The organism is uncultured Odoribacter sp., assembly GCF_937966165.1.
In the GTDB taxonomy this organism is placed as follows: Bacteria; Bacteroidota; Bacteroidia; order Bacteroidales; family Marinifilaceae; genus Culturomica.
In genome coordinates this window covers 36,654-53,068 of sequence record NZ_CALCLB010000020.1, presented here as the reverse complement: position 1 = coordinate 53,068, position 16,415 = coordinate 36,654, and the positions used below count along the sequence as shown (strand labels likewise).

10 protein-coding genes are annotated in these 16,415 nt (G+C 40.6%); 7 read left to right on the top strand and 3 right to left on the bottom strand.

Features of this window, described 5'->3' with window-relative positions; all coding sequences use genetic code 11:
• Positions 1 to 2: 2 nt before the first annotated feature.
• From Q0465_RS09630 to Q0465_RS09610, 5 genes are all read left to right on the top strand, one after another.
• The gene (locus tag Q0465_RS09630) at positions 3 to 3,149 is read left to right on the top strand and encodes a SusC/RagA family TonB-linked outer membrane protein (RefSeq protein ID WP_298615589.1); all 3,147 of its coding nucleotides are present in this window, start codon (positions 3 to 5) and stop codon (positions 3,147 to 3,149) included.
• Positions 3,150 to 3,161: 12 nt separating this feature from the next.
• The gene (locus Q0465_RS09625; protein ID WP_298615587.1) at positions 3,162 to 4,832 is read left to right on the top strand and encodes a SusD/RagB family nutrient-binding outer membrane lipoprotein; all 1,671 of its coding nucleotides are present in this window, start codon (positions 3,162 to 3,164) and stop codon (positions 4,830 to 4,832) included.
• 27 nt (positions 4,833 to 4,859) lie between these two features.
• A complete protein-coding gene (locus Q0465_RS09620) occupies positions 4,860 to 5,795 on the top strand; it encodes a hypothetical protein (protein ID WP_298615585.1) in 936 nt (311 codons plus the stop codon).
• 487 nt (positions 5,796 to 6,282) lie between these two features.
• Complete coding sequence (locus tag Q0465_RS09615) at positions 6,283 to 8,721, top strand: subtilase family N-terminal domain-containing protein (RefSeq protein ID WP_298615583.1); 2,439 nt, start codon at positions 6,283 to 6,285, stop codon at positions 8,719 to 8,721.
• Between the two features lie 4 nt (positions 8,722 to 8,725).
• Positions 8,726 to 9,712: a PorV/PorQ family protein gene (locus tag Q0465_RS09610; protein WP_298615581.1), complete on the top strand. Its 987-nt coding sequence runs from the start codon at positions 8,726 to 8,728 to the stop codon at positions 9,710 to 9,712.
• Positions 9,713 to 9,845: 133 nt separating this feature from the next.
• On the opposite strand, the gene trxA is transcribed toward Q0465_RS09610, so the two are convergent.
• From trxA to purN, 3 genes are all read right to left on the bottom strand, one after another.
• On the bottom strand, positions 9,846 to 10,163 hold the full coding sequence (trxA, locus tag Q0465_RS09605) for a thioredoxin (protein ID WP_298615578.1): 318 nt from the start codon (positions 10,161 to 10,163) through the stop codon (positions 9,846 to 9,848).
• 235 nt (positions 10,164 to 10,398) lie between these two features.
• Positions 10,399 to 14,085 carry a DNA polymerase III subunit alpha gene (gene dnaE / locus Q0465_RS09600; RefSeq protein WP_298615576.1) on the bottom strand — a complete coding sequence of 1,229 codons (3,687 nt, stop codon included), beginning with the start codon at positions 14,083 to 14,085 and terminating at the stop codon, positions 10,399 to 10,401.
• Positions 14,086 to 14,150: 65 nt separating this feature from the next.
• Positions 14,151 to 14,726 carry a phosphoribosylglycinamide formyltransferase gene (gene purN / locus Q0465_RS09595; RefSeq protein ID WP_298615574.1) on the bottom strand — a complete coding sequence of 192 codons (576 nt, stop codon included), beginning with the start codon at positions 14,724 to 14,726 and terminating at the stop codon, positions 14,151 to 14,153.
• 170 nt (positions 14,727 to 14,896) lie between these two features.
• On the opposite strand from purN, the gene Q0465_RS09590 reads away from it, so the two are divergent.
• Positions 14,897 to 15,133, top strand: a complete 237-nt coding sequence (locus Q0465_RS09590) for an acyl carrier protein (RefSeq protein ID WP_009137766.1) — start codon at positions 14,897 to 14,899, stop codon at positions 15,131 to 15,133.
• Positions 15,134 to 15,151: 18 nt separating this feature from the next.
• Positions 15,152 to 16,396, top strand: a complete 1,245-nt coding sequence (fabF, locus tag Q0465_RS09585; protein ID WP_298615568.1) for a beta-ketoacyl-ACP synthase II — start codon at positions 15,152 to 15,154, stop codon at positions 16,394 to 16,396.
• The last annotated feature ends 19 nt before the right edge of the window (positions 16,397 to 16,415 follow it).

Sequence of the window (16,415 nt, the reverse complement as noted above, 5' to 3'; positions counted from 1 at the left end):
TGATGATATTGGGGATACAGCTTAGTAGGGCTCAGGAGAGGCAGGTAAGCGGTACAGTCACTGATGCGGGTGACGGTACTCCACTTCCTGGCGTGACTGTGGTAGTGAAAGGGACTAGCACAGGAACATCCACCAACATCGATGGCTATTACGCTCTGAATGTTCCCGAAAATGCAATTTTGGTATTCTCTTTCGTTGGTATGAAATCTCAGGAAATAGTTGTTGGAACAAAAAATGTAATCAACGTAAAACTGGAGAGCGAAAGTATGCGTATGGATGAAGTTGTGGTAACGGCAATGGGATTAAGGAGAGCAGAACGGGGATTGGGTTACAGCGTTGCAAAAGTAGATGCGGACGAAGGAGTACAGAAAGCAGAACCGGATATCTTGAGAGCTTTGGACGGCAAAATTCCGGGTGTTGTCATCAACGCTCCTTCAGGAGCGGCTGGTAGTGCTACCCGTATCACCATAAGGGGGAATTCTTCCTTTTTAGGGAATAATCAGCCTCTTTACGTTGTAGATGGAATTCCTTATAGTAATAATGAAACGACCTCTTCCAATCAGGCCAGTGAGGCCGGAGGTGCCTACGGAAGCGGGCTTTCTACTTTAGATCCGAACGATATTGAAAGTATGAGTGTTCTGAAAGGAGCTGCTGCATCTGCTCTTTACGGTTCCCGGGCTGCCAATGGAGTCGTTTTGATTACTACAAAATCCGGATCTAAAAAAGCCAATGCACAAAAAGGGCTTGAAGTAACGCTTACGGGTTCCTATACTATCGAAACGATAGGTAAATTGCCCGATTATCAAAACAGGTACGGTACCGGTAATAATTTCCTTCCCGGCGGGGCTAACGGTTCCTGGGGGGCAGATTTTGCGGAAGTAACAGAAGTACCTTTAGATATATACGGAGGTGGTATTTACAGGGCTAATTACCCGGATTTACCTGAGATGGTTCCTTATAAAGCCTATAAAAATAATGTAAAGGATTTATTTCGGGTCGGTGGTATTTATGAAGGTTCTTTGAATATTTCCCAGGTGGGAGAAAAGGGTAATTTCAATACTACTATTTCTCGGATGAAACAGGACAGTTATATTCCGCATGCCGATTTTGAAAGATATTCCATCGGCGTAGGAGGAAACTATGAATTAGAAAATGGATTGCGTGCAGGAGGTAATTTATCTTATTCCCGCACCATCCAACACGGTCCTATGTATGGAAATAATCAGTCGAGCGGCATCGGGGCTTCTTCTTTCGCCCGGGCTTTAATCCTGGGACGTAGCTGGGATATGTCACTCCCTTATGAAACCCCATCCGGAGGTTCTCTGTTTTTCGTAGGAGATCAGGCAGATAATCCGTTATGGTCCTGGAAAAATAATAAAATCGAAACCACGATGGACCGTACCGTAGCCAAAATAAATCTGGGATACGATTTTCTGAGTTGGTTATCTGCCGATTATACCTTAGGTATCAACGATTATAAAATGGACCGTAAAGAAGTATTAAATCTGGGATCCCGGGCATTAGGAGGAAAAGGCCGTATCCTGACAGATGAATATAATACGCAGGAAATTGAATCTACTTTATTAATCAATATCAATAAAGATATAACTGAAGATATCGGTTTCAAGGCAACATTAGGGAACAATGTAAACCAGTTAACCGTCAAGCAAAGGAAGATTACAGGTTTAAATATCATGTCTCCGGGGGTATATAATCTGGAAAATACGGAATCTCAAACGGCAGAAGAATATTATTCAAGGAGAAGTTTATGGGCTCTCTTTGCAGATATAACCTTCGACTACAAAAATTATTTGTTTCTCGGCCTAAGTGCACGGAATGACTGGTCTTCTACACTGCCGAAAGATCACAGGAGTTATTTCTATCCTGCTGTTACCGCTTCTTTCGTATTTACAGATGCTTTTCATTTGAATAGCAAAGCTTTAAATTTTGGTAAAATCCGGGCCAGTTGGGCTAAAGTCGGGAATGATGCTAGCCCTTATTATAAAAATGGGACTTATTTGTTGGGGCAACCCTATTTAGGCCAGGCACAAATGGCATTGCGGGATGTCAGATTTGACCCGAAACTAAAACCGGAATTCACCTCTGAAGTAGAGGTCGGTTTAGACCTGCAAATGTTCAATAGCCGTCTGAATCTGGATTTTTCTTATTACAACCGGAACAGTACGGATCAGATTGCTCCTTTGAGCCTTCCTTATTCTACTGGTTATACCAGCTACTATACTAATTTTGGTAAGATGAATAATCGTGGATTGGAAATCGGTTTGGATGCTACTCCTGTCATTGCCGGGGGATTTAAATGGAATTTATACGCGACTTTCTCAAAGAACTGGAGTGAAGTAAAGGAACTGGTCAGCGGAGTGGAAGAAATTACCGTCGGAGGAGCATTCTCTACTCCGAAGCCCGTATTGGCAGTGGGACAACCTTACGGAATATTGAAAGGTACAAAATTAGCCAGGGATGAAGAAGGAAACCTTTTGGTTGACCCTAATTCAGGGGCTTATATCATTGCAGATGAAGAGGGATATATAGGAGACCCTAATCCTGATTTTAAGACAAGTTTGAGTAATACTTTTTCTTACAGGGGTTTTTCATTCAATATCATGTTTGATTTACAATACGGCGGATGCGTATACAGTACTTATATAACCGATCTTTTAGGAAGAGGAGTAACCAAAGACACGGAAGACCGTTTAGGTACCCGTATTCTTCCTGGAGTGTTGGCAGATCCGGCTACTAAAAAACCACTGTTGAATTCCCAGGGGCAAAAGATTCCGAACTATGTACAAATGACAGAAAGCGACCTTTACTTTGTCAGCAGTTCCTCTGTCTCTACATTTGCGATCAATGGTGTAGACGAAGTGGCTACTTACGATGCTACTGTACTTCGTTTGAGGGAATTATCGCTTAGCTATGACTTCCCTAAAAGGTGGCTGAAAAAGACTTTCTTAGGAAGTGCCAGTCTTTCTTTTGTTGCCCGTAATTTGTGGTTCTATGCTCCGAACGTACCCAAACACACCAATTACGATCCGACAGCAGGTAGTTACGGTGGAGGAAATGTGCAAGGTATTGACTATACCTCGGCTCCTTCGGCCAAACGTTATGGCTTTAACCTGAAGTTGACATTCTAAATACGAAACGATATGAAAATAAGATATTTTACCCCAATCATTACGGGAGTGTTTCTATTATTTGTTACAAGTTGTCAGAAAGACTTCCTGGACATTAACACTGATCCTAACCTGCCGACTACGGCAGAATTACCGAAATTACTTACGAATGTAGAATACAATGCCGGTATGACTTTTGCTCCGGGATACTATATGGGTTCAATACTTCCTTCTTATGTACATCATCTTACTTCCCGGGAAGTAGATAATTATGGCATCTCGGCAACTGCTGCGAATCTCGGCAATACCTGGCTGCAAGCCTATGTATCCACATTGAAGAATGCAGATGCCGTGATTACTTCAGCTGAAGCGGAAGAAAATATGATTTATGCAGGTATTGGTAAATTAATCAAAGCTTATATCTTTTCCAGTCTGGTAGATCTCTGGGGTGATATTCCTTACAGCGAATTTAATATTGAAGCTATTACAGCTCCTAAATTAGATGCCAGCCAGGATATTTACAATAGCTTGATCAGTCTGGTCGAAGAGGCCAAAGCAAATTTAAACGATACAGAAGCTGCCAATTTGTTGAGACCCAAGGATGCAGATATTATTTATAAAGGAGATGTCGAGAAATGGACCCGTATGGCCAATACTCTTGAGTTGAGGTTATTAGTTCAGTCCCGGAAAGCGAAGGGAGAAATTACAGATTGGTCCGGTAAGCTGACAGCTTTACTGAACGAAAATAATTTTTTACAAAACGGAGAAGATTTTGAGTTAAAACATTCTGCACAGGATAACCCGGACGAACGGAATCAAGCTTATGTAGATGAGTATCTGGGCGGACAAAGTACTTATTATATCAGCCCCTGGTTTTATGAAATTATGGCCGGTAAAGTCTATAATGCCAAAGAAAATCCATTTGCTGGTATCACGGATCCCCGGATTCCTTATTACTGGGTAAATCAAAAGAAAGCGACAGATGAAGCCCAGAATGAAACGGATTACCGGGACGGAGCTTTTATTTCCATACTCATGGCTTCCAATTCTTCAGCTGCAGGTAATGATCAAAGAGCTACATCTACTTTTATCGGTATTTATCCCTGTGGTGGAAAATATGACGACGGACAGGGTGGAAAATGTGATCAAAGTGTAGGAAATGGAATTGCTCCGGAAAAAATGATCCAGGCCTATTCGGTTCCTTTTATGTTGGCAGAATTGGTTTTGGCAGGAGAGATTTCCGGAGATGCGAAAGCTTATTTGCGGGAAGGGATAGAGAAATCCGTCTACCATGTCAATAGCGTATCTGTGGCTAGCAATGCCTCTGTTCCTACAATTGATAATGAAACCCTGGATGCATTTATCGAAGCAATAATGAAAAAATACGATGCAGCATCGGCAGAAGGCAAATTGGAAATCGTAATGACACAGAAATGGATTGCTAATTTCTTTAACAGCGTAGAAGCTTACAATGACATTCGGCGTACCGGTTACCCGAAATTGTTTGCTCCGGCAAACGGAGAGGCCGTTTCTCCTTATCTCAGGGATAAAACACCGACAGTTGGTCCGCAGACTGTACCTTTAAAAGGATTAAATGCTTTCCAAAGAATTATGTGGTATCCCAACAGTGAAATCAGTCGGAATCCCAATGTTAAAAACAGTGGACGCAATGTCTCGTCTTCAAATGTATTTTGGGATAAATAGCTTTTAACAATATAAAACACCAGAAATATGAGACAAATTAAAACAATATTCATAATCGGTTTACTAGCCATCGCTTTTAGCAATTGTGACAGGGATCTTCCTTATCCTCTGGACGACGTTAAAAGAGGAGTTGCTATCGATGTAACCCGTGTAGAAGGTTCTGATGGTGTTCTAAATGCCGGAACAACCGCAGGAAATTACAAAATACAACTGATGATTCCTCCTCAGCAAGGAGATTACAGTTATATGAAAAATGCGGAACTTATGTGTATATACACGAATGCAGCTAAAGAGGTAAAAACGGTCATTGTAGAAGATAACATTACTACCTTCCCGGTTGAAATCACTTTAAATATGGAAAAAATCTGTCAGCAGCTGGGGATAGAAGCACCTGAACTGGGCGACAATATGAGTTTTACTACGAATGTCGTTCTGAATAGTGGTTTTGTCGTTCCAGGCTGGACTTCTGAAATGGGTTTTAACAACAAATTATTTACCGGCTGGCAAATCGGTAGCCGGACTTATTCCTACCGGGTAAGCTATACGGCCTTTTGTCCTTTTGTGGAGGAAAATTTTATCGGACCGGCTATATGTAGTGAAGACGGAACAGAATATCCGGTAAATGTATCTGCCTTGCCGGCAGGTGATCTGCCCGAATCTATTCCGGAAGGAATATCCGAAAGTGATTTATTCGGAATACTTGTTACCGATATTTGGGATACCGGGGGAACCTTGAAAATATGGATTAATAAAGTAGATTATTCTCTGATCATTCCGGCTCAAATGGTTTGTGCCGGCTGGTATCAAGGTTTTGATTTCTGGATGGGCTATTATACCCCCGCTACAAACGCCCAAGCTTCTACTTGTGATAATGCACTTTCTTTTACATTGAGTGCAGATGTGCCGGATGCCGGAGGAGGATTCGGAGACGTATCTTATGTTATTACTGTCACGGGTGAATAAATAACGAATCCTTCTCCTTATGTCTGCCTAAGAAGTTTAGGCAGACTTTTTGAGGAAATAAGGCTTTCTTGGTGGTTTTCAGCGAGAAAGCCTTTGTTGTATAATGTTGTAAGTTCCTTTTGCAGCGAAACTACAAGCGAAACTCACATTTCCGGAAAAATCCCTGGAATTACTTTTATAGGTAAAAATTAAGACCTATAATAGCATTAGAAACTTTATAAACAAAAATTGAAAAACAATATAAGCAAAAGAACGTTACAAAAAGCGAAAAGAATCATTTGCTTTTTCTATTGAGGAATTGTTTATTTTTATGAAATATAAAAATGATTAATTTTATTTTTTGGAAAGATTATTTCAGGCCTTTTTAATTCCTTTCTCCGGTAAGTATATTTTAAAAAATTGAATTGTTTTAGCTTATTTTTGATAATAATTGTGTATAATTGCGAATTAAAAAATTACAAACTTAAACCAATATTAATCCCAAAGTATGAAATTTAAATTATTTGCTGTATTTATTCTTATTTTCCTGTTTTCGTGTCAGGACGATGAACTTAGGGAAAAAAATTTAGAAAATGATCCAGGAGAGATCGTGATAGATGAAGATGCTTACCTGAAAGGTTGTATAAGAATTCGCTTAAAAGCAAGTGCAGAACCACAATTACAATTGACTTCGGTGAATGGTAAAGCGCAGACCGGGTTTACTCAGTTGGATGAATTAGCGGTCCGTTTAGGAGCTTCCAGAATTGAACGTTTATTTCCTTATGCTGGAAAATTTGAAGCAAGAACCCGGAAAGAAGGTTTACATTTATGGTACAATGTTTATTTTGACGAAGATATACCCACGACCCGGGCTATTTCTGATTTTTCGGATATTCCTGAAATTGATTATGTGGAACCAATCCGTAAGATTATAAGGGTAGGAGGAACAGATAAAATTGTTTATGCAGAGACTCAGCAAGCCATAGCAGTAGCTTCTTCGTCTGCAATGAATGATCCGCTTTTGACGGATCAATGGCATTATCAGAATGACGGAAGTTTGGCGTATTCAAAAAGAGGGGCTGATATCAATTTATTTAAAGCTTGGGAAGTGACTCATGGATCGCGGGAAGTGATTGTAGCAATCGTAGACGGAGGTATTGATGTGGATCATGAGGATTTAGCGGCTAATATTTGGATAAATACAGCTGAGAAGAATGGAACGACAGGGAGAGATGACGATGGGAACGGATATAAAGATGATATTTATGGTTGGAATTTTGTCGATTACAGTGCAACGATTGTGGCTCATTCACACGGTACGCATGTTGCCGGGACGGTTGCTGCTGTAAATAATAACGGTAAAGGAGTATGTGGAATAGCCGGAGGAAGTGGTAATGGGGATGGAGTACGTTTGATGAGCTGTCAGATTTTTAAACCGAACCCCAATAATCCGGAGAAAGATATGGGGACTGGTCTGTTGCCTGCTGCTATCAAATACGGAGCAGACAATGGGGCTGTTATCTCTCAGAATAGCTGGGGTTTTGAAAACGGGGGCTCGGATGCTTCTACCCGGGCAGCGATCGATTATTTTATCAAATATGCCGGTATTGACGAAAACGGAAATCAGACAGGTCCTATGAAAGGAGGGATAGTTATTTTTGCAGCAGGAAATGAAGATATGGATTATATGGCTTATCCCGGAGCTTATGAGGAAGTCCTTTCAGTTGCGGCAATGGCTCCGGATTATGTAAAAGCCTGGTATTCAAATTTTGCAAATTGGGTAGATGTTACCGCTCCCGGAGGGACCCAGGGACTCGGATATAAGTATACCGATAAATGTATGGTATTAAGTACGCTCCCGGACAATAAATACGGATATATGCAAGGAACTTCAATGGCTTGTCCTCATGTATCCGGAATTGCTGCTTTGGCTGTTTCTGCCAAAGGCGGACCTGGTTTTACACCGGAGGCTTTGAGAAAAATACTGTTGGAAGGAACCAAAGACATTGATACTTATAATCCTGCATACAAAGGAAAAATGGGGGCTGGCTATATCGATGCGAGCCTGGTATTAGGGGGCGGTTCCGGAATTCCTCCTCAGTCAGTAGAAGACTTGAAAGCCAGCTGGAAGGCTTTTTCTGTTGACTTAAACTGGGTAGTACCGGTAGATGAGGACGATGAAAAACCAGCTAGTTTTGAAATATATTGGAGTACCTCTTCTTTGTCGGGAGTGAATTTGAATACAATTTCGGTAAAACAAAGGCAGTCAGTAGATATAGGGGATAAAAATGTGGGAGACATGATGGAAGCTACTGTCAGTGGATTAGAAATAGGAAAAACATATTATATTGCCGTTGTTGCAATCGATAGCTGGGGAAATACTTCAGGGGCAGCTTATGTAAGCGGAATGACAGTAAATAATCCTCCTCAGGTAATAAAGGATTTGGAAAATTTGTATTTTGGTAAGTTAGGAACTTTACATCAGGTTACTTTAGCTGATTATTTCGAAGATATGGACGGAGAAAAGTTGAAATATGAAGTAGAAGTCAATCAGAAGGGTGTAGTGAAGACAGAAATCAGTAATGAGGGAGTTTTGACGATTACCGCATTGAAATATGGTACGGTGGAAGTAACTGTATCGGCTAGTGATTCTCAGACATCCTGTAGTTCAACTTTTGTATTGACTTCCCGGGATGATTCCAGAGAAATTGATCTTTATCCGAGTCCGGTTACAGATAAATTGCATATCCGGATGGGAGAAAAGATTAGTGGGGCTATCAAGGTGAATATCTATAATACTGCAGGCGCATTGGTGGTGAAAGAAAATACAATCATAAGCCCTTATGCTCCGGTAGAAATTGATATGAGTAAGCTGAGTGGCGGTTCCTACTTAGTAGTTGTTAATTATGGAGGAAAAGAGATAAAAAATAATATAATTAAATTATAAAATTATGTGGTGTAAATTTCTATATATCAGTTTATTTATTTTAGGACTTCCTATTTTAAAGGTGTCTGCTCAGCAAAGTAATTCTGAAGCGGCAGCTTTTTTGAAAATTACTCCGGATGCCCGTTCAGCCGGTATGGGAGATATAGGTGTTGCCTTGCCGGTCCAGGCATTTGCTTTCTATCACAATGCTGCTGCCATTGTGTTTGCTCCTGAAAAAGCTGCTGTAGCTTATTCTTATATACCTTGGATGAGGGATAAAGTTTCCGGTTATGATTTTCATACGGGAGGCGGTTATTTCAAGATAGGAGAAAAGCAAGGTATCGTAGCCGGATTCCGGTATTTTACAAATCCGGCAGTGGAAATTACGGATGGAGATGGAAATGTAACCGATAAGGCAGAACCTAAGGAATGGGCTATAGATTTAGGGTATTCCCGTTTGATTGCTAAAAATTTTGCTGTGGCTCTTACTGCACATTACATTTATTCAGATATGGGCATTGCCGACGCAGCATCTGCCGTTGCTTTTGATTTGGGTTTGTATTATCACCATAAAACGCAGTTATTGGAAGGTGCCGTTTGGACGGTAGGCTTACAAGTGGCTAATATTGGCACGAAAATTAAATATGCTGATACAAAGTATGATCTGCCTGGAATGGCTAAATTAGGAGGTTCCCTCTCCCTTCCGTTCTCGAAAAATCATCAGTTGTTATGTGGTGTAAATCTCGATTATCAGTTTATTCCTTCCGGTAGCGAATTGTTTAGCGCTGGCATTGGAGCTGAATATACTTTCAGACAATTGGTGTCCCTCAGAGGAGGGTATCATATTGCCGATGAAGATAAAGGCGGGGAAAATTATGCAACAGTTGGTTGTGGAGTTCATTTCTGTAATTTTACAGGAGATTTTTCCTGGCTGGCTGCTGATTCCGACAGTGCATTGAAAAATACTTACCGGGTGACTGTCGGCTATAAATTTGGAGGAAACAGAAAGTAAACAAACTTTGGGGAAAGTTTATACTTTTCCCCAAACCGATTTTAAAATAAAAAGTGGATTTAAAGAATTTGAATAATTTCTTAAATCCACTTTTTGTTGAGAAATATTGTAAAACTACTCTTTAAGTATTCAGTTACAATATGGCTTTTATCCTTTCTGCCAATGATGTTTTGGGAGCAGCCCCTACCTGTTTGTCAACCACTTCCCCGTTTTTAAAGAAAAGAATAGTTGGGATATTTCGTATTCCAAAACGGGCTGCCGTACCCGGACTGCTGTCGACATCCACTTTTGCCACAACGAGTTTTCCGGCATATTCAGTAGCAGCCTCTTCTACAATAGGCATCATCATTTTGCATGGGCCGCACCATTCTGCCCAGAAATCCACTAAAACCGGTAATTCCGATTGCAGTACTACTTCCTCAAAATTTGAATCATTAACAATTATAGCCATAATAATTATTTTAAAAGTTCATATTTATCTGTAGGGTAAGATAAAACCGTTCAGGCGGTTTTATCTGCTTTTCTAAAAAGATCTCTTTGTTCTTTATTTTAGAAATTTAGTGTTTTTACCTTATAAAGGTGTACAAAATCCAGTGATTTTACCTCATTTTTTTTGCAATATCAGGGGATTTTGCTTCGCTTTGCTTACAAAATCTGACGATTTTGCTTCGCTTTGCTCTGCGAAATTAATTAATTTTCATTTTAATGGCATCATTATTTTCAAAATATTCGTATAATTCTCTCGAACGTTCTATTTTACAACTTCTTGAGAACATTTTGACGTTATAACCATTCTGGTCGTAAAGTATAAAATTTAAAGGGACGTGGTTCGTCTTTTTATCAGTAGAATGTTTTAAGATAAACTGATTGTTTATTTCATTCAACGTTTCAAAAGTCAGTTGACTGATATCGACCATCAAAGTAATGGATTTGATCAATTTTTCTCCAATGACATTTAATAAATCGATGCTGTTGATGTTGAATGAGAGTTCGTTCGGATCGTTACTCCATTTTTTGGTTTGCACTCTCCCTTTAATATATATAGCGGTTTCCAGAATAAAATAGTTGCGATATTTAATATAATCTTCTCCAAAAAAAGGTAATTCATAAGTACCGCTGAAATCTTCTATGGTGAGGATTCCGAAATCGTTCCCTTTCCTGGTTTTTCCTTCCCGTTTGTTAATGATAATACCGGCAATTGTGATATCTTTTTCCCGTAGAGCATTCAGGTTGCTGCTAAGTTCTTCCAGAGGAGTACACAGGGCTTTAATTTCCAGTTTAAAGGGATCTAAGGGATGCGACGTTAAGTAAATCCCAATCAGTTCTTTTTCTTTTTTCGATTTTTCCAGTTCTGTCCAAGGTTCACAATGCGGGATATTAGGCCGGGCTACTTCATACCCCTCCATACCTCCGAAAAGAGATACCTGTAAATTCAGACTGTCTTTTTGATTTTTTTGTCCGAAATTAATCAATGTATCCAGTATAGTGCTTGTCGCATCAATCGGCTGAAAATATTGGGCCCGGTGGTAACCGAAACTATCCAATCCTCCTGCTATGATTAGATTTTCGAGGGTTTTTCTATTTACGCTTTTATAATCGATCCGTTCAAAGAAGTCAAATACATCCTTATAAGGGCCGTTTTTCGCCCTTTCTTCGATGATTTTATCTGCAGCTCCTTCTCCTACCCCTTTAATTGCTGCCATTCCGAAACGGATATCTCCTTTACTGTTCACCATGAAATCGTTGAAGGATTCGTTAACATCGGGGGCCAATACCTTTAGTCCCATCCTCTTGCATTCATCCATGAATACAGTGACTTTTTCAATCTGGGAAAGGTTGTTACTCAAGTTGGCTGCCATAAATTCTGCGGGATAATGAGCTTTCAGGTAACCGGTCTGATAGGCGATATAAGCATAACAAACCGAATGTGATTTATTGAAAGCGTAGGAAGCAAAAGCTTCCCAATCTCCCCAGATTTTATTTACTAAAGTTTCTACATCTTTCCCGACATCCTGGCAACCTTTGACAAAATCCGGATTATTCCGGCATCCTTGAATAAACTGGTCTTTCAGCTTGTTCATGGTGTCAATTTGTTTTTTGCCCATAGCTTTCCGCAAAGTGTCCGACATACCCCGGGTAAAGTTACCCAAGGCCCTGGATTGAAGCATGACTTGTTCCTGATAAACAGTGATTCCGTAGGTATCTTTCAGGAAAGGTTCCATCATGGGATGGTCGTATACTATAGGTTCTTCCCCATGTTTTCGTTTAATGAACTGGGGAATATATTCCATCGGTCCCGGACGATAAAGGGCATTCATAGCAACCAGGTCCTCAAAACGGTTGGGTTGCAAAGCCTTCAGGTGTTTTTTCATACCGGGCGACTCGAACTGGAACAGTCCGGTCGTTTCTCCCCGGGAAAAAAGTTCAAAGGTTGCTTTATCGTCCAGCGGGATTTGATTTTCATCTATTTCCAAGTGTTTGGAGGCTTTGATATTTTCCAGACAGGTTTTTATAATGGAAAGCGTCCTCAGTCCCAGAAAATCCATCTTAATCAAACCGATCGGCTCTACGAAATGCCCGTCGTACTGAGTCGTCATCAGACTTTCTCCTTCAGTAGGCATAATCGGGATATGTTCTGTAAGGGGATCCCTGCTGATCAATATACCACAAGCGTGTACCCCTGTCTGACGTACGGAACCTTCCAAAATTTCTGCCAATTGGATGGTTTTGGCAATAAGAGGATTGGGGGATTTTTTTTCTTTTTCTAAATCCGGGTTTTCCTTGTAAGCTTTTTTTAAAGTCATTTTAGGGGCTTCCGGAACCATTTTAGCCAAGCGGTTTGCCTCTGAAAGATCCAGCTTCAATACCCGGGCTACGTCTTTAATTGCCATCTTCGCGGCCATACTTCCGAAAGTAACGATATGGGCCACCTTATCTGCTCCGTATTTTTGGGTCACCCATTCCAATACACGCTGGCGCCCGTCATCGTCGAAGTCTACGTCGATATCCGGTAAGGATATGCGGTCCGGATTTAAAAAACGTTCGAACAGTAAATCATATTTTACCGGATCTATACTGGTTATCCCAAGGCAGTATGCTACAGCGCTGCCGGCTGCTGATCCCCGGCCGGGACCTACGATTACCCCCATATCACGGGCTGCCTGGATAAAATCCTGAACGATTAAGAAATAGCCTGGGAACCCCATCGTTTTCATGATGTGAAGTTCAAATGCCAACCGTTCCTGTAACTCCGGAGTAAGTTGCTCCCCGTAACGTCTGACAGCTCCTTTCATCGTTAAAGCTTTTAAGTAATCGGCTTCCAGCTTAATACGATAGAGTTTTTCATACCCTCCCAATTTTTTTATTTTTTTATGGGCATCTTCAGCTGACATGACGACCTCCCCTTTTTCGTTCCGGGTGAACTCATTGAATAAATCTTCTGTTGTAAATTGTTTGCGATATTCATCTTCTGTGCCGAATTCCGTAGGAATGGGAAAAACAGGCATAATGGGATCGGAATCAAGTTGGTATTCTTCAATTTTATCAGCAACTTCCTGCGTATTTTCTATGACCTGTGGAATATCCTTGAATAACTCGACCATTTCACTGGTTGTTTTAAACCATTCCTGGCGGGTATAGCGCATACGGGTGGGATCGTCAATATCTTTGCGGGTATTTAGACAGATTAGCATATCATGAGCTTCTGCATCTTCTTCATTGAGAAAGTGTACATCATTGGTCGCAATCACTTTAATTCCTAATTTTTCTCCGATTTGAAGAATGTGTTTGATACAAAGTTCTTGATTTTCATATACCTCCGATCTTAATTTCGGATCTGCTGCCGGATGCCGCATGACTTCCAGGTAATAATCATCTCCTAACAGGTCTTTGTACCATTGGGCAGCAGCTTCTGCCCCGGCAATGTCTCCGGCCATAATCTTTTGTGAGATTTCTCCGCCCAGACAGGCAGAAGAAATAATCAAACCTTCATGATGTTTTTCCAGCAAGGCTTTATCAATGCGGGGACGATAATAAAATCCGTCAATAAAGGCAACTGAACAAAGTTGTACGAGGTTGGTATATCCTTGCTGATTTTTGGCCAATAGAATGAGGTGTTCTCCGGAACGGTCAATGGGTTTTTCTTTGCGGTATAAAGATTCACGGGCAACATAAGCTTCGCATCCCAATATGGGTTTTATCCCTTTTTTGCGGCAGGTATCATAAAAGAGTTTAATCCCGAACATATTTCCATGGTCTGTAAGGGATAAGGCTGTCATGCCATCGGCTATTGCCTTGTCAATCAAGCCGGGGATGCTGGCAGCTCCGTCGAGTATAGAGTATTGTGAGTGAACGTGAAAGTGTGTAAATTTCATCCTGAAAAATTTAGGAATTAAAAGCCGGTAAATTTAATTGTTTCAGTTTATATATCTTTTTGTTTTCAGTTTTTTAAATGTTGAATCGTTTCCTCTATTACCCGGGGGAAGTGTTCGTATTCCAATGCATGTACTTTTTGGGCCAGGCTTTCTGGTGTATCTTTTGTTTCAATCTGGCAACGGGCCTGAAAAATCGGGCTTCCTTCATCGTATCGGTTATTAATATAATGAATGGTAATTCCGCTTTCTTTTTCTCCTGCTGCAATGACGGCTTCATGTACCTTCATCCCGTACATTCCTTTTCCTCCGTAATGGGGGAGCAAAGCCGGATGAATATTGATGATTTTATCGGGGAAAGCAGATACAATAAAGGCAGGCATCAGCCATAAAAATCCGGCTAATACGATAAAGTCAATTTGGCGTTCCTGCAAGGTTTGGAATACCTTTTCCGGGTCTTTCAAATCTTTGCGGTCAAACAAAAAAGTAGGTATATTGTATTTTTCAGCTCTTTTTAAAACATAAGCGTCTGGTACATTACAAAAGACCGAATCAACGGATATTTCAGGCCTGGAAATGAAATATTGGATGATATTTTCGGCGTTAGAACCTGATCCAGAGGCGAATATTGCTATTTTTTTCATCTTGTAAAACATTAAAAATCAATTGCATAAAGGTAATAAAACTTATATTCCTGTCAAAAAATTTTTTAGAAAAAAAATAAACTCTAACTTTGCGACGAGTTTTGATAAATATGCGTATGGAAAAATACGTGTGAGAGTAAAAAATAAATGTCTAATTAAAATTTAAAGTTATGTCTGACATTACAAGTAGAGTTAAGGCTATCATCGTTGACAAATTAGGAGTGGATGAAACAGAAGTTACTCCGGAAGCTACATTTACAAATGATTTGGGAGCTGACTCTTTGGATACAGTAGAATTGATTATGGAATTGGAAAAAGAATTTAATATTACCATTCCGGATGATCAAGCTGAAAAGATCACTACTGTAGGTGATGCTATCTCTTATGTAGAAGCTAACGCAAAGTAAAAAACCAATAACAATTCTATGGATTTGAAACGAGTAGTAATTACAGGTCTTGGAACAATCAACCCTCTTGGTCATAACGTACCGGAGTTTTGGGACAATTTAGTAAAAGGTGTCAGTGGCGCCGGTCCTATTACTCGTTTTGATGCATCAAAATTTCGTACACAATTTGCCTGTGAAGTAAAAGATTACGATCCGGTTTCTTATTTTGATAAGAAAGAAGTTCGTAAAATGGATCTCTATACGCAGTTCGGGTTAATTGCAGCCCGGGAGGCGCTTCAGGATTCTGGTCTGGATGTGGAACAGGAGAATGTAAAGAGAATTGGTGTAATTTGGGGAGCTGGAATTGGCGGCTTGCAGACGTTTTTCGAAGAATGCCGGGACTTTGCGCTAGGAGAGGGGACGCCGAGATTCAACCCTTTTTTTATACCTAAGATGATTGCGAATATGGCAGGCGGTATGATTGCTATAGAACATGGATTTAAAGGTCCTAACTATACGACTGTATCGGCTTGTGCCTCATCGGCTCATGCCTTGGTTGATGCATTAGACCTTATACGTTTAGGAAAAGCTGATATTATTATTGCCGGTGGTTCAGAAGCTGCTATTACAGTTCCGGGTGTCGGTGGTTTTAGTGCCATGAAAGCGATTTCTACGCGTAATGATGATCCGAAGACAGCTTCCCGTCCGTTTGATGTGGACAGAGACGGTTTTGTCATCGGTGAAGGTGGTGCTTGCCTTGTCATTGAAGAATACGAACATGCTGTAAAGAGAGGAGCCAAAATTTATGCGGAATTAGCCGGAGGCAGCGCAAATTGCGATGCTTATCATATGACAGCTCCTGATCCGACCGGAGAGGGGGCTTGTGACGTAATGCTCGGTGCTCTTGAAAATGCTGGTCTTAAACCTGAGAATGTAGATTATATAAATGTTCATGGTACTTCAACCGGTTTGGGAGATGTGGCTGAACCCAAAGCAATTCAGAAAGCTTTTGGAGAACATGCTTATAATTTAAATATCAGTTCGACTAAATCAATGACAGGTCACCTGTTGGGGGCAGCCGGAGCAATAGAAGCTATTGCTTGTGTTTTGGCTGTGAAAAATGATGTGATTCCTCCCACCATTAACTTCCAGAATCTCGATCCGGAGCTTGATCCTAAATTGAATTTCACATTCAATAAAGCTCAGCAGCGAACAGTGAATGTGGCCATGAGCAATACTTTTGGCTTTGGTGGACACAACGCTTGTGTCGTTATTAAAAAATAATCACTTCTAATTTTTTGGG

What these genes read in the sequence shown, in the direction of transcription:
- Q0465_RS09630 (WP_298615589.1), top strand. Translation starts at nt 3, where the DNA reads ATGATATTGGGGATACAGCTTAGTAGGGCTCAGGAGAGGCAGGTAAGC.
- Q0465_RS09625 (WP_298615587.1), top strand. Translation starts at nt 3,162, where the DNA reads ATGAAAATAAGATATTTTACCCCAATCATTACGGGAGTGTTTCTATTA.
- Q0465_RS09620 (WP_298615585.1), top strand. Translation starts at nt 4,860, where the DNA reads ATGAGACAAATTAAAACAATATTCATAATCGGTTTACTAGCCATCGCT.
- Q0465_RS09615 (WP_298615583.1), top strand. Translation starts at nt 6,283, where the DNA reads ATGAAATTTAAATTATTTGCTGTATTTATTCTTATTTTCCTGTTTTCG.
- Q0465_RS09610 (WP_298615581.1), top strand. Translation starts at nt 8,726, where the DNA reads ATGTGGTGTAAATTTCTATATATCAGTTTATTTATTTTAGGACTTCCT.
- trxA (WP_298615578.1), bottom strand. Translation starts at nt 10,163, where the DNA reads ATGGCTATAATTGTTAATGATTCAAATTTTGAGGAAGTAGTACTGCAA.
- dnaE (WP_298615576.1), bottom strand. Translation starts at nt 14,085, where the DNA reads ATGAAATTTACACACTTTCACGTTCACTCACAATACTCTATACTCGAC.
- purN (WP_298615574.1), bottom strand. Translation starts at nt 14,726, where the DNA reads ATGAAAAAAATAGCAATATTCGCCTCTGGATCAGGTTCTAACGCCGAA.
- Q0465_RS09590 (WP_009137766.1), top strand. Translation starts at nt 14,897, where the DNA reads ATGTCTGACATTACAAGTAGAGTTAAGGCTATCATCGTTGACAAATTA.
- fabF (WP_298615568.1), top strand. Translation starts at nt 15,152, where the DNA reads ATGGATTTGAAACGAGTAGTAATTACAGGTCTTGGAACAATCAACCCT.